16 protein-coding genes and 1 pseudogene are annotated in these 13,207 nt (G+C 73.4%); 10 read left to right on the top strand and 7 right to left on the bottom strand.

From position 1 onward, the window contains the following. Positions 1-13 precede the first annotated feature (13 nt). Together OHA65_RS03425 and OHA65_RS03420 are read left to right on the top strand one after the other, a co-directional pair. Complete coding sequence (locus OHA65_RS03425; RefSeq protein WP_405754449.1) at positions 14-910, top strand: patatin-like phospholipase family protein; 897 nt, start codon at positions 14-16, stop codon at positions 908-910. Positions 911-1,045: 135 nt separating this feature from the next. After that, the gene (locus OHA65_RS03420; RefSeq protein WP_327285978.1) at positions 1,046-1,273 is read left to right on the top strand and encodes a DUF5133 domain-containing protein; all 228 of its coding nucleotides are present in this window, start codon (positions 1,046-1,048) and stop codon (positions 1,271-1,273) included. A 91-nt stretch (positions 1,274-1,364) separates the two neighbouring features. On the opposite strand, the gene OHA65_RS03415 is transcribed toward OHA65_RS03420, so the two are convergent. From OHA65_RS03415 to OHA65_RS03405, 3 genes are all read right to left on the bottom strand, one after another. Continuing rightward, positions 1,365-1,631 carry a protealysin inhibitor emfourin gene (locus OHA65_RS03415; RefSeq protein WP_327281570.1) on the bottom strand — a complete coding sequence of 89 codons (267 nt, stop codon included), beginning with the start codon at positions 1,629-1,631 and terminating at the stop codon, positions 1,365-1,367. Between the two features lie 244 nt (positions 1,632-1,875). Further along, a complete protein-coding gene (locus tag OHA65_RS03410; protein ID WP_405754447.1) occupies positions 1,876-2,271 on the bottom strand; it encodes a TraR/DksA family transcriptional regulator in 396 nt (131 codons plus the stop codon). Positions 2,272-2,324: 53 nt separating this feature from the next. Beyond that, a complete protein-coding gene (locus tag OHA65_RS03405; protein WP_327281569.1) occupies positions 2,325-2,564 on the bottom strand; it encodes a DUF6213 family protein in 240 nt (79 codons plus the stop codon). Between the two features lie 341 nt (positions 2,565-2,905). On the opposite strand from OHA65_RS03405, the pseudogene OHA65_RS03400 reads away from it, so the two are divergent. The 3 genes and pseudogenes from OHA65_RS03400 to OHA65_RS03390 form a co-directional block, all read left to right on the top strand. Beyond that, a pseudogene (locus tag OHA65_RS03400) lies at positions 2,906-3,550 on the top strand (molybdopterin-dependent oxidoreductase); the annotation flags it as partial. Between the two features lie 10 nt (positions 3,551-3,560). After that, positions 3,561-3,950 carry a respiratory nitrate reductase subunit gamma gene (locus OHA65_RS03395; protein ID WP_327281568.1) on the top strand — a complete coding sequence of 130 codons (390 nt, stop codon included), beginning with the start codon at positions 3,561-3,563 and terminating at the stop codon, positions 3,948-3,950. A 73-nt stretch (positions 3,951-4,023) separates the two neighbouring features. Then, on the top strand, positions 4,024-5,169 hold the full coding sequence (locus OHA65_RS03390; RefSeq protein WP_327281567.1) for a glutamate--cysteine ligase: 1,146 nt from the start codon (positions 4,024-4,026) through the stop codon (positions 5,167-5,169). A gap of 14 nt (positions 5,170-5,183) precedes the next feature. Here the strand turns inward: OHA65_RS03390 and OHA65_RS03385 are convergent, their stop codons facing one another. Next, positions 5,184-5,606, bottom strand: a complete 423-nt coding sequence (locus OHA65_RS03385; RefSeq protein WP_327281566.1) for a YjbQ family protein — start codon at positions 5,604-5,606, stop codon at positions 5,184-5,186. Positions 5,607-5,713: 107 nt separating this feature from the next. Then, positions 5,714-7,567, bottom strand: a complete 1,854-nt coding sequence (locus tag OHA65_RS03380) for a SpoIIE family protein phosphatase (RefSeq protein ID WP_405754444.1) — start codon at positions 7,565-7,567, stop codon at positions 5,714-5,716. A 186-nt stretch (positions 7,568-7,753) separates the two neighbouring features. On the opposite strand from OHA65_RS03380, the gene OHA65_RS03375 reads away from it, so the two are divergent. Beyond that, on the top strand, positions 7,754-7,909 hold the full coding sequence (locus tag OHA65_RS03375) for a DUF6131 family protein (RefSeq protein WP_327281564.1): 156 nt from the start codon (positions 7,754-7,756) through the stop codon (positions 7,907-7,909). A 69-nt stretch (positions 7,910-7,978) separates the two neighbouring features. Here the strand turns inward: OHA65_RS03375 and OHA65_RS03370 are convergent, their stop codons facing one another. Both OHA65_RS03370 and OHA65_RS03365 read right to left on the bottom strand, forming a co-directional pair. Next, positions 7,979-8,440: an ATP-binding protein gene (locus tag OHA65_RS03370; protein ID WP_327281563.1), complete on the bottom strand. Its 462-nt coding sequence runs from the start codon at positions 8,438-8,440 to the stop codon at positions 7,979-7,981. 22 nt (positions 8,441-8,462) lie between these two features. After that, positions 8,463-8,822: an STAS domain-containing protein gene (locus OHA65_RS03365; RefSeq protein WP_327281562.1), complete on the bottom strand. Its 360-nt coding sequence runs from the start codon at positions 8,820-8,822 to the stop codon at positions 8,463-8,465. Positions 8,823-8,999: 177 nt separating this feature from the next. Between OHA65_RS03365 and OHA65_RS03360 the strand changes: the two genes are divergently transcribed. The 4 genes from OHA65_RS03360 to OHA65_RS03345 all read left to right on the top strand — a co-directional run bounded on the left by OHA65_RS03360 (position 9,000) and on the right by OHA65_RS03345 (position 13,182). Continuing rightward, positions 9,000-9,479 carry an ATP-binding protein gene (locus OHA65_RS03360; protein WP_328761478.1) on the top strand — a complete coding sequence of 160 codons (480 nt, stop codon included), beginning with the start codon at positions 9,000-9,002 and terminating at the stop codon, positions 9,477-9,479. A 197-nt stretch (positions 9,480-9,676) separates the two neighbouring features. Beyond that, positions 9,677-10,327: a VanZ family protein gene (locus OHA65_RS03355; RefSeq protein ID WP_405761119.1), complete on the top strand. Its 651-nt coding sequence runs from the start codon at positions 9,677-9,679 to the stop codon at positions 10,325-10,327. Positions 10,328-10,417: 90 nt separating this feature from the next. Continuing rightward, positions 10,418-13,051, top strand: a complete 2,634-nt coding sequence (gene lanKC, locus OHA65_RS03350) for a class III lanthionine synthetase LanKC (RefSeq protein WP_328765117.1) — start codon at positions 10,418-10,420, stop codon at positions 13,049-13,051. Then, the gene (locus OHA65_RS03345) at positions 13,048-13,182 is read left to right on the top strand and encodes a SapB/AmfS family lanthipeptide (protein WP_328761476.1); all 135 of its coding nucleotides are present in this window, start codon (positions 13,048-13,050) and stop codon (positions 13,180-13,182) included. The genes lanKC and OHA65_RS03345 overlap by 4 nt, the downstream gene beginning before the upstream one ends. Positions 13,183-13,207: the final 25 nt, after the last annotated feature.

Below are 13,207 nucleotides of genomic sequence, written 5' to 3'. Positions count from 1 at the left end.
CAGGAGACGGACCATGACCCTCGGGACCGCGGACATATGTGACCGGGCACTCGTACTGGGACCGGGAGGCGTGCTCGGCACGGCCTGGATGGCCGGGCTCGTCGGCGGACTGCGCGGCATCGGGGTGGATCTCGGCCAAGCCGACCTGACCATCGGCACCTCCGCCGGTGCGATCGTGAGCGCCCTGTTGACCACCGGTCAGGACTTCGACCGGCTCGCCGCCCCGGCCCGTCCGTCGGGGGAGGAGGCTCCTGCGCGCAGGGTGGACGGTGCCCTGACCGCTTCCGTGTTCGCCGTGCTCGGCGAGCCCGGACTGGACCCCGGCGAGGCCCGACGGCGCGTCGGACGCATCGCGCTCGACAACGCCGACCCCGACGCCGAGCACATGCTGATCGCGGAGCGGGGCGCGCTGATCGGCGCGGACGCCTGGCCGCAGCAGCGGCTGCTCCTCACCGCCGTGGACGCCGGAACGGGTGAGCCCGCCGTGTGGGACCGCACCAGCGGCATACCGCTCGTACGTGCCGTGGCGGCGAGCAGCGCGTTCCCTGGAGCGGAGCCGCCGGTCGGCTTTGAGGGGCGGTGGTACATGGACGGTGCGCTGCGGGCGGGGACGAACGTGGACCTCGCGGCCGGAGCCCGCACCCTGGTCGTCATCGAGCCGATGGCGCACCTGTTCCCCCGTGAGCAGTTCGAACAGGAGCCTGCGGTCGTCGGGGCGCGGAACGTGGTGGCCATCGGCCCCGATCCGGACGCGGTGCGGGCGCTCGGCTCCGACCTGAACGACCGGGCGAAGTGGACTCAGGCCTACCGGGCGGGACTTGCCCAAGCCGAAGCCGCTGCCGAAGGGCTCCGCTCCGTCTGGCGGGCCGCCTCGGCCGAGGCGTCCGCCGAGCGGTCGACCGGCATCTGAGCCGGACGGGGTGTCACCGCACACTCTCGGCCATGACGACGCGTGTGGCGCATGGGACGGCCGGCCGGGGGCACACGGGGCGCAGGTGGCGTCCGGCCCCGTGAAGGCTACGTGTGAAGGAGCGAGATCGTGCTGATGGCTCACCCTGCGGTGCTGGCGCGTCTGGTCGAGGAGTACGAGACGGTGTCGCAGCTCCGGGCCGGAGGCCGTCAGGAAGCGCTGCGGCAGCGGCTGGAGGACGTGGTCTACACGCTGTGCGTGTCGACCGGGACACGGGACGTCGACGCCGCGCTGGCCTCGGCCCGGGAACGGATGGGCGCCGCCCCGCGCACGGGTGCGGGCGGCACGGAGGCGGCGGCCTGAGGCCCGCTCGACCCGGACCGGCACGCGGTGTCGTACCGGACCCACCCGGACCCGGTACGACCACCCCGCCGAGCCAGGGCGGGCGGGACCGTCAGGCGCCCTCGCCCAGGACCGCGGTGATCAGCCGCCGTTGTTCCTCGGTGAGGTACGGATCCCGTAACTCCACCAGCTTTCCGTCGACGCGGATGACGTAAACGAAACCGTCCGGGACGGGTTCCCGGCCCGCGGGGCACTCGCCGCTCAGGGCCAGCTCGGCCAGCTGCTCCAGCTCGAAGCGGTCGCTCCGGTACTCCGTGTCGAGGGAAGCGGTCCGTTCCCTGCCCGCGAACCCGCCGGTACGGGTGACGGTGATCAGCATCGTGAAACCTCCTTGGGTCGAGCCCCGCCCACGACCGGCCGGACCGGCCGGCTCGGGCGGCGCACGGATGGGCACCCTCTCGCCTGCCCCCGAAAACCGCGCATGCGCCCCCGCGGCCGTCATCGCCAGCTAAATGTCCGAAAGCCGCCCGCCGCCGGGACCGCCGGACCGCTCCCGCCTCGGTCGGGCCGAAGGACCCGTTCGAGTGGCCGCGAACGCCTCGCCGGCCAAGCTACGGCTACGGCTACGCCCCGGCCCCGTGGCCGTGGCGGCGGTGGGCCTCGGCGCAGCGTACGCAGGCGGTCGCCTCGGGCCGTGCCTCAAGGCGGGCCGCCGAGATGCGTTCGCCGCAGGCCTCGCACCACCCGTACCCGCCCCGCTCCAGGCGGCCCAGGGCTCGGTCGAGCTCCTCCAGATGCTCGGCCGCCAGGGTCAGCAGGGCGGCGACATGGGCTCGCTCGAACGCGGTACTGGATCCTTCGGGATCGTGCTCGTCGTCGACCGCCACCAGGGCGTTCGCCTCGACGATGCCGTCGAAGTCGCGCTGCAAAGCCGCGATCTGCGCGCAGGTGGAAGCGCGCGAGACCTCCAGTCGCGCACGGACGGGCGCGGCCTCGTCGGAGGCCGAAAACTCGCTCACACGTGCGGCAACGCCGGTGCGCAGCCCGACATTCCGAGCGGGCCGCCAGGGCCTCAGTTCCCCAGTTCCGGCCGCGAGGCGCAGGCTATGCACTCCGCGTCGATCTGGTCGGCGAGCTGGGTGAGGGCCTCGGTCATGGCGCGCACCGTCTCGGGATCGGCTTCGGGGGCCTCGGCCTCCACCGCGGCGGCCCAGTCGTCGGCCACGCCCCGCAGGAGGGCCGTCACCTGTTCGGCCGGGATGAGCAGTCCGCCCTCCTCCGTGGGGATCAGCGGCAGCGCAAACGAGTGCATGGACCCGCTCCTCCTCTCCTGCGGTGCGGACGCGACGGTCGCCCCTCTCTGGAAGGGCTACCCCGTCGCTGCGGGTCCAACCGGCTCTCGCGGGCCGGCGGTCCCTCCCCAAGAGCTGACCAAGATGCGTTCTCGATACATCCAACCGGCGGCAAGTGATCCGAGTCACACGCGCCCGCGCGCGCAATCTGTGCATGAACCACCCACGGTCAGCCGGATCCCGCTGGGACCGGCCGTACCCGTCTCCCGGAAGGGGCCACCACGTGAAGCGCGGCAGGGCCAGGGCTACGACAGAACGCGCGGCGGACGCCATCGCCGACCGGTTGCTGCAGGCGGGCCGGATGCTCACCGGAGCGGCCGGGACGGCGGACGGGCGGGCGGCGTTCCGCACCGACCAGGGGGTCAACGACACGCCGTACCGCGAGCGCTGGGCCCACGACAAGGTGGTGCGCTCCACGCACGGCGTGAACTGCACCGGCTCCTGCTCATGGCAGGTGTACGTCAAGGACGGCCTGATCACCTGGGAGACGCAGGCGACCGACTACCCCTCGACGGGCCCCGACCGGCCGGAGTGCGAACCGCGCGGCTGTCCCCGCGGAGCCTCGTTCTTCTGGTACACCTACTCGCCCACCCGCGTGCGCTACCCGCACGCCCGCGGCGTGCTGGTGGAGATGTACCGCGAGGCCAGGGAACGCCTCGGCGGGGACCCGGTCGCCGCCTGGGCGGAGATCACCTCGGACCCGGACAAGCGGCGGCGCTACCAGGCGGCCCGCGGCAAGGGCGGCCTGGTCCGCATCGGCTGGCACGAGGCCCTGGAGATCGCCGCCGCCGCGCACGTCCACACCCTGGCGGCGCACGGCCCCGACCGGATCGCCGGGTTCTCCCCGATCCCTGCGATGTCGATGGCCTCGCACGCCGTCGGAGCCCGGTTCCACGCGCTGATCGGCGCGCCGATGCTGTCGTTCTACGACTGGTACGCGGACCTGGCGGCTCACGGTGCCCGCGGTGCGCGTCGGCACGAGCAGGAGCGACCGCGCCGTCTACCCCGTCCTGGTCGCCGTCCTGCTGGCCGGCCTCGCGGCCACCGCCACCACCCTCGTCCCGCACCCCTATGACTACCGCACGGGCGTGTCCGTCTGGTTCCGTTCCCTGCTCGCCCTCGACCCCGACGTCCCCGCCATGGCCCCACGCCCCACTGCCGTACCAGCTCCACGCGCTGCTCGCCATGACCTGTTCGCCCTGTGGCCGTTCAGCCGCCTCGTCCACGCCTTCACCGCACCGCTCGGCTACCTGTTCCGGCCGTACGTCGTCTACCGCTCCCGCGGAGCGGCCGGGACCGCGGCCCCCGACGCGGCCGTCGCCCCGGGCCGGAGCCGGGCATCCTGAGAGCGCGGATGGCCGCCGCGGGAGCGGGCATACGCCGGAGGGAACGGCACGGAGATCAACCGAAAGGTCCCGCATGCGCAGCGTCGGCGTCGAGGAAGAACTGCTGCTGGTCGATCCGCGGACCGGGCAGCCCGCGGCCTCCGCCGGCGCGGTGCTGGCATCGGCCCTGCGGTCCGGAGGCCGGGCGGCGGGCGCCGGCGGGGAGATCCCCCTGGAGAAGGAACTGCACGAGGAACAGGTCGAGTGCGCGACCCGGCCGCTGACCCGGATGGACGAACTCCACCAGGAGATCCGCCGGTGGCGGGCCGAGGCCGCGCGGCACGCGCAGGCCGCCGGCGTCCTGGTGGCGGCCCTCGCCACCTGCCCGCTGCCGGTGGAACCGTCGCTGAGCGTGGGCGAGCGCTACCAGTGGATCGCCCGACAGTTCGGCCTGCCCGCCCAGGAACAGCTGACGTGCGGCTGTCACGTGCACGTGGCGGTGGACTCCGACGAGGAGGGCGTGGCGGTACTCGACCGGATCAGGCCCTGGCTGTCCGTCCTCGCCGCACTGAGTGCGAATTCACCGTTCTGGCAGGGCGAGGACACCGGGTACGGCAGCTACCGCAGCAGGGTCTGGAACCGCTGGCCCTCGGCGGGCCCGGTGGACGTCTTCGGCACGCCCGAGCGCTACCACGAGCGGGTGCGGGCCATGGTCGCCACGGGGGCCATCCGGGACGAAGGGATGATCTACTTCGACGCGCGGCTGGCCGCCTCCTATCCGACGGTGGAGATCCGCGTGGCGGACGTCTGCCTCGACGCTTCGACCGCCGTGCTGCTGGCCGCCCTGGTACGCGCTCTGGTGGACACCGCGGCCCGGGACTGGCGCGCCGGTGAGCCGTCGCCCGCGGTCGATACGAGCCTGCTGAGGCTCGCCGCCTGGCGGGCGGCCCGGTCCGGGCTCGACGGACCGCTGATCCACCCGGCCACCCTGCGCGAGGGCTCCGCCGACATCGTGGTCCGCGGGCTGTACGAGCACGTGCGGGAGGCCCTGGAGGACAACGGGGACGCCGACTTCGTCGAGGCGGGCCTGGCCGAGCTGCAGGCCCGCGGCAATGGCGCCCGGATCCAGCGGGAGCTACTGCGCACGGGCGGCGACCTGGCCTCCGTGGTGCTCCAGTGTGCCCGTCGCACCCTCGCGGACGAGGCCGGCGCCGGGATCGGTCCCGCGCGGTTCCGCTGAGGTCCCGGGCCCGTTCAGGCCAGGAAGGACAGCCGTACCGTGCGCCGGGGGTTGTCCCGGTTGGTGTCCACCAGCACCACCGACTGCCAGGTCCCGAGCGCCAGCTCGCCGCCCACCACCGGAAGGGTGGCGTGGGGCGGTACGAAGGCGGGGAGCACGTGGTCGCGACCGTGGCCGGGGGAGCCGTGCCGGTGGCGCCAGCGGTCGTCGGCGGGCAGCAGCGTGTGCAGGGCGTCCAGCAGGTCGTCGTCACTGCCGGCCCCCGTCTCGATGACGGCCAGTCCGGCCGTGGCGTGCGGAGTGAACACGTTGAGCAGCCCGTCCCGGCCCCGGGCGGCGTCCCGCAGGAACTCCGCGCACGCCGCGGTCAGGTCGTGGACGGTTTCCGTGGAGCCCGTCGTCACGTCGAGGGTCCGTGTGGTGAACGTGTCGGTCATGCACCCATCCTCACCGGACTGCGCGAACCGGCGCCGCCGCGACGCCTGCTCGTCGTCATCGCCGCGGGTGGGCATCCTGCACCGAGCCGTCCGGCTGCCCCTGCCGGTCAGGGGATGCGCAGGGCGAGGAGGACGACGTCGTCCCCCGGGGGCGGTTCCGCCATCCGGCTGCTGATGCGGCGCAGCAGTTCGGGCAGCGGTCTGTCCCCGTGGCGGGCCAGCAGGGCGACGAGTTGTGCGATGGCGGCGTCGATGTCGTGGCCGCGCCGCTCGACGAGCCCGTCGGTGTAGAGCAACAGGGTCGAGTCCGGGGGCAGTTCGCGCCGGCACTCGGTGCGTTCCATCGAATCGAGGGCCGGGTGCAGGAGTACGTCGTGCTCCACGAGGGTGGTGACCGCGCCGTCCGGAGTGCGCAGCAGCGGGGGAGGGTGGCCCGCATTGGACCAGGTCAGGGCCCAGCCGGCGGCGTCGCCGAGGGGGTCGAGGCGGGCATGGACCAGGGTGCCGCCGGCATCGAGGGGCAGGACCGAGCAGGCCGCTTCGAGGGCGGTCAGAGCGGCGGAAGGGCTGTGCGGTGGGTGGTCGAGGGTGGCCTGGCGCAGCATGCTGCGGATCTGGCCCATCACGGTGGCGGCATGCATGTCGTGGCCCGCGATGTCACCCACGGTGATCATGAGTGGGGTGCTTTCGCCGGGTCCGGTCGGGGGCAGGTGGTAGGCGTCGTACCAGTCTCCGCCGATCATGGCCTCGTCGGCGGCCGGCTGGTAGAGGGCGCTGATTTCGAGGGCCTCGGTCAGGGGGAGGTCGGTGAGCATGGCGGCCTGGAGCTGGTGGGCGACGGAGATGCGCTCGTCCAGGTACAGGGCGCGCTCCGCCGCCTGTGCGATGTACCCGGAAGCCGCGGTGAGCGAGGCCCGCTCGGGGATGCTCACCTCGTGCGGCCTGGGCCAGCAGATCACGAGGACGCCCAGTAGCCCGCGACTGCCCCAGAGCGGCAGGCACAGCACCGTGCTGAAGCCCATGCGGTCGAAGACGGCGACAGCGTCGGGGCCGTAGCCGGCCACGAGCGCGTCTCGGTCGGGGACGAACACGGTCCTCCGCTCCCGCACGGCCCGGGCACTCGGGAACGCCGCGTCCGCGGGCAGGGTGAGGAGTTCGCGTTCGACGGAGTGCGCGTCATCAGGGTCAGGGATTCGGCGCAGTTCTCCCTCGTCGACGACGAGCAGGCCCACGTACGAGGGCTTGCCGACGCCGACGAAGAGGTCGCGCAACCGCCGTCGCAGGTCCTCCAGCCCGGAGGTCTGGGCCAGCTCCTCCGAGGCCCTCAGCAGCAGCTCGGCGTGGTCCAGGCCGGCCTGGGCCTCGTGCTCCAGGCGCTCCGCGTCGCCCCGGGCCCGCTCGGCGGCGGCCCGCGCGGTCTCCAGCACCCTCTGGGCGGCCTGGAGCTGCGCGGACAGGATGCGCAGGCGCAGGTCGCCGGAGCAGGCCGCGGCCAGCTCCTCCAGGTCGGCGAGCCCCCCTCCGGCCCAGCTCCGGGGCGTGTGGTCGATGGCGCACAGAGCGCCCAGTACGAGCCCGCTGCCGTCGGTCACCGGTACCGCGGCGTACGCGACCGCCCCGAGGTCCTTGACGTCGGGCCCGGCCCGCAGCCGCCCGTCGGCGCGGGTGTCGGAGATGCCCAGGGGCTTCCCGGAGTCCACCACGTACCGGCAGAGCGAGCGCGACACGGGCAGCGCCCGACGCTCCGCCCACGGCTCGGGCAGACCGATCATGCCGGGCAGGATCTGCCGGTCCTCCTCGATCAGTGCGACGAAGGCTGCGGGTACGCCGAGCAGTCTCGCCACCAGCCGGGCGAACCGGTCCATATCCGGATCGGCGGCGGCCGACAGCCCGGCCAGCCGCAGGGCCCGCCGCCGTGCGCTGTCCAGGGCCTCCAAGGGCTCCCGGCCCCGTTCCGCCATGTGCCCTCCGGTCCCGGCCCCGAAGTCTTCCTAGCAGCATCGTAGAACAGCGCGCGGCGCATGACCGGAGCAGAGCGGAGCGGGGGCACGACACCGATAGGCACGGGATTCGGGGGTAGACGGCCTCCGAGGCGCCACGGCGGTTCCAACCGTTCCGCCGATCCCCTACCTGAGAACGAGGGAACCATGATTCTCATCGGGCTTATCCTCCTGCTCATCGGTTTTCTGACCGGAATTTCCATCCTGTGGACCATCGGCGTCATCCTGCTGGTGGTGGGTGCGGTGCTGTGGGTCCTGGGCTCGGTCGGGCACGCGGTCGGCGGCAGGCGCCACTACTGGTGACCGCACCGTGCGGTGCACACGGAACGGGCGGGTCCCGCAGGGGACCCGCCCGCCCGGCTTGCCCGGTGTTCAGCCCGGGTGACCCGGAGGGGAGTCGATCTCCACCCACACGCACTTGCCGTCGCCGACCACGGCGTCCCAGCCCCAGTCGCGTCCCAGCCGCTCCACGATGCGCAGCCCGTGGCCGCCGGGTCGGGACAGGTCGGACCGGTGCCTGACCTGGGGTGCGGCCGGGCTCTCGTCCGTCACCTCGATCCTCAGCCACGCATCCGTACAGCGCAGCACCAGGGACGTGGCCCCACCCGCGTGCAGGCACGCGTTGCCGACGACCTCGGAAACGAGGAGCAGGGCATCGTCGGCGGCGTCGGCCCCGGGTGTTTCCCCGGCCCTGGCCCCGGCCCCGTACCCGGCCCCCGGCCAGCACCACTCCGTGAGGGCCCTGCGGGTGAAGTCACGGCAGCGGCTGACCACGTCCGTGGCGCCGCGGATCGCCAAGCGCCGCGTCAATTCGGGTGACCGGCGCTCGTTCATGGGAGCTCCTCCGCCACGGGCGTCAAGGCGTCGCCAGCGCGGCTTCCACATCAGTGTGGAACCGGAAGAGCCGGTCTGCTCCCGTGATGTGGAACATCCGCTCCACCGGCGGGTGCACTCCGACCAGCTCAAGGGAGCCACCGGTCTCGTTGACCGAGAGGCGACCGTGCAACAGCACGTTCAATCCAGTGGAATCGCAGAAGTCCAGGCGGCTCAGGTCGACCAGCAGGCGCTCGCCGCCGTCGGCTTGCAACGGGGCGCCGAGAGCCTGACGCAAGGGTTCGGCGGTGTCGTGGTCGAGCTCCCCGGTCAGGGTCACGACCGTGGCCCCCGGGAGGGACTCCACCTCGACGCCGAACCGTTCTCCACTGGGGGTGGCCATCGACTGCTCCCCTCTTCGGATGTTCGGGGCCTATCACGCCTACCCCTGTGCAGGGTGTCCAACCGTGTGGTCGCGGGGCACTGCCGAGCCTGCCGTTTCCTGGTGTCCGGGCTGGCAGGGCGGGCATACGCGGTTCCAGGGACGAGGTCAAGGTCAACGGTCGGAGTGAGGACGACGGTGAACACGACGGGAGCAGCCGCCGACGACCCCCGGAGTGCGGGGGCGCCGGTCACGGGACAGCGCCGCAGGTTGTCCCTGCTCAGTGTCCGGGGAGCGGTCGGCAAGGGCCGTGACTTCACGCGCCGGACCCTGCGGGAGTGGGGGTGGGACGGCCACGAGAGCGCCGAGGACGCCCTGCTCCTCGTATCCGAGCTGGTGACGAACGCCGCCCTGCACGCCGGCGGCTGCCACGAGCTCGTACTGACCGCCGGGGAGTCCCTGCGCATCGACGTGCTCGACGGCGGGGCCTCACCGCCGTGCCCCCGGGTCGGGCGGGGGCCCGGCGTCCCCGGTGGCCACGGCCTGCACATCGTCCAGCGGCTCTCCGACCGGTGGGGCTCCTACACCCACGGCGCAGGAAAGGGCGTCTGGGCGGAGATCGAGGCCTCCCGGCTGGAAGGGCGGACGCCGGGCCCCGAAGCCCCCAGCCGCGGATAGGGGCCAGTACGCCACCGGGCAGGCTCCGGCGGGTGCCCCGGCTCCCGGCCGGACCGGTTCGCGGGGGCGCGGGGGCGCGGCGACGAGGAGAGCGCCGGGACGGCGTACCAGGCAGTGCGACCACATGCGCAGGGCGGCCCGTGGGGGAGCGCCGGCGGTGCCGCGTACCGGTCGGCCCGCAGGGTAAACGCGCCCGCATGACATGGAGGTCCTCACGGCGGAGCGCCGAGAAGCGTACGGAACAGGAGTCGGCCGAACGCAAGCCGGCCGAACGCAAGCCGACGGAACGCACGCCGGCGGAGCGGGCCCTACCGGCCGCCCGGAGCAGACACCGACGCCCGGCCCATCCGGCGGTCCGGGCGTCGGCCATGGTGACGGCCTTCGCCGGGACCGTGCTGTTCGGCGTGGTCCTGGCCCGGCTGACGCTGGAACCGTCCGCCGCCTCGGCGGCCCTCGTGCACGCCAACGTCCGGCCCGGCCGTTCGATCAGCGCCTACCTGGAAGGGACGTCGACCATCGCAGCGGTGCACCAACTGGGCGGGAACCTGCTGCTCGGTCTGCCGTTCGGGGTGCTCCTGCCCGTCCTGCTGCCCCCGGCGCGGGGGCTGCTGCGGGTCGGCGCCGTGACGGCCTGCCTGATGACGCTGGTGGAGCTCGTCCAGGGCGCCCTCGTCACGGGCCGCGTCTTCGACGTCGACGACGTCATCCTCAACACGGCCGGCGCGCTCCTCGGGTACCTGCTGCTCGGGCGCCGGCTCGGGCGGGCCGTCCACCCCCGCCGCCGACACTGGTGGACCCGACGTGCCGCGGAGCCCCGTGACACGCGATCCGTGCCTCGTGACTCGTGAGTACTGCACACCCCGTCGGTGACAGACGTGACTGTCGCCGCATCCGCCGGGCGTGACACCTTCGGTCTGCCGCCGACCGAGGGAGCAGGTGTGAACAAGGGGTACGCCGCCTTCTGCGACGCCGACCGCTGGTTCTACGACGCGCCGTACCGGCGCGCCGGTGAGAGCTACCCGGCGGCGCTCGCCCCCGTCCCGACGGGGTGGCGCTCGCACCGCACCGGCGACTGGCTCGCACTGCGCCCCGCCGACGCCGAACTGCCCGCGCAGGGCTGGAAGATCCACGTCTCGGCCACGCTCGACAACGCCGAATCGCTGCTGACGACGGTGTACGAGTACTGCACCGCCCGACGGATCGCGTTCAAGTTCATACCGAGCCGGTACCTGCTGCACCTGCGCAACGCGAAGTACGCCGACCGCGCGGCCAGCGGCAAGTTCATCACCGTGTACCCGGCCGACGAGCAGCAGTGCCGGCGGATCGCCGAGGACCTCGACGCCGCGCTGGCCGGGGCGGCTGGCCCGTACATCCTCAGCGATCTGCGCTGGGGCGCCGGTCCGGTCCACCTGCGCTACGGCAGTTTCACCCTGCGGCACTGCTACGACGAGCACGGCGAACTGGTCCCGGCGATCGAGACCCCCGACGGGCGGCTCGTACCGGACCCGCGCGGACCGGTGTTCCAGCCGCCCGAGTGGCTCGAACTGCCGGACTTCCTCCAGCCCCACCTCGCAGCGCGCTCCGCGACCACCCTGACCGGCATCCCCTTCACGGTGGAGCGGGCGTTGCACTTCTCCAACGGCGGCGGCGTCTACGTCGGCAAGGACAGCCGCACCGGCGAGGCCGTGGTCCTCAAGGAGGCCCGCCCGTACGCAGGGCTCGCCGCGGACGGCGCCGACGCCGTGACCCGGCTGCACCGCGAACGGGCCGCGCTGGAACGGCTGGCGGGCCTGGACTGCGTGCCCGCGGTCCGCGGCACGTTCACGGTCGGCGACCACCACTTCCTGGTGCTGCAGCACCTCGCCGGCAAACCGCTCAACACCTACTTCGCGCGCCGCCACCCGCTGATCGAGGCGGACCCCGACCCGGCGGAGCTCGCCTCGTACACCGAGTGGGCCCTGACGATCCACCGGCGCGTCACCGAAGCCGTCGAAGCCGTGCACGCCCGCGGGGTGGTCTTCAACGACCTCCACCTCTTCAACATCATGGTGGCGGAGGACGAGAGCGGCGAACCGTCCGTCGCCCTGCTGGACTTCGAAGCCGCCGCGCACGTCGACGAGGGACTGCGGCAGACCGTGGCCAACCCCGCCTTCGTCGCCCCCGCCGAGCGCCGCGGGTTCTCCGTCGACCGCTACGCCCTCGCCTGTCTGCGGCTCGCCCTGTTCCTCCCGCTGACCAGCCTGCTCGTCCTGGACCGGGCCAAGGCCGCCCATCTGGCCGCGATCGCCGCCGCGCAGTTCCCCGTACCGCGCCAGTTCCTCGACGAAGCCGTCGAAGAGATCCTGTCCGGCGCACCGCAGGGCGCACCGGGCGGCCGCCTGCCCGCACCGCCCGGCCCGTACCTGCCCGTCGAGCCGGGGGAATGGCCGGCCGCACGTGCCTCGATGACCGCGGCGCTGCGCGCGAGCGCCACCCCGGACCGCGAGGACCGCTTCGTGCCGGGCGACATCGCCCAGTTCGCCACCGCCGGAGGAGGCATCGGCTTCGGCTACGGGATCGCCGGCGTGCTCCACGCCCTCGCCGAGACCGGCGCCGGGCCCTGGCCCGAAGCCGAGGAATGGCTGCTGGAACAGACCGTGGAACCGGCCTCCGGCACCGCGCTCGGCTTCTACGACGGCCTCGCCGGCACCGCCTGGACCCTGCACCGGCTCGGTCACCCGGACCGCGCCCTCGCCCTCACCGAGCGGCTCCTGCACCAGCCGTGGCAGAGCGCGGGCCCGGACCTGCACGGCGGACTCGCCGGCATCGGCCTGGCGCTGGACGCGCTCGGCGCCGCGAGCGGCGAGAGCGAGCTGCACACCGCAGCCCTGCGCTGCGCCGAACTGCTCGCCCGGCCCGAGCAGCGGCCCGCCCGCGCCGGACTGATGTACGGGAACACCGGCCCCGCCCTGCTCTTCCTGCGCCTGTACGAACGTACCGGCGACAAGGAACTGCTGCTCCAGGCCGCCCGAGCGCTCCACCGCGACCTCGACCGCTGCGTCACCAGCGCGTACGGCACCCTCCAGGTGAACGAGGGCTGGCGCACGATGCCGTACCTCGGCGAGGGCAGCGTCGGCATCGGCATGGTCCTCGACGACTGGCTGGAGCACGCCCCGGACGAGCGCTTCGAACGGGCCCGGCGCGAGATCGTACGGGCGGCGCAGGCGACCTTCTACGCCCAGCCCGGGCTGCTGCGCGGTGCCGCCGGGATGATCCTCCACCTGGCCCGCACCACCACGCCGGGCCCCGGCACCGGCCCCGCGGACATCGCCCGCCAGATCGACGCGCTGGCCCGGCACGCCGTGCCGTACCAGGGGCATCTGGCCTTCCCCGGCGAGCAGATGATGCGCCTGTCCATGGACCTCGCCACGGGCACCGCAGGCGCCCTCCTCGCCCTCGGCAGCGCCGCGCCCGGCGGGCGCGCGCACCTGCCGTTCCTCCCGCCGCTGCGATCCACCGCGGCGGCCCCAGAGCCGGTCCCGCACGGGGCCGTGACCCATCGCACCACCCGACAGAAGAGGAATCTGACATGACGCTTCTCGACCTGCAGTCGATGGAGACCCCCAAGGAAGAGGTCACCGAGGCTGCGCTGACCGGTGGCGGCAGCCGGGCCAGCCTGCTGCTCTGCGGCGACAGCAGCCTGAGCATCACGACCTGTAACTGACCAGGTCACCCCGGGCCCGGGCGGT

The organism is Streptomyces sp. NBC_00045, from assembly GCF_045041095.1.
Lineage (GTDB): Bacteria > Actinomycetota > Actinomycetes > Streptomycetales > Streptomycetaceae > Streptomyces.
This window is presented reverse-complemented; position numbering and strand designations above follow the sequence as displayed.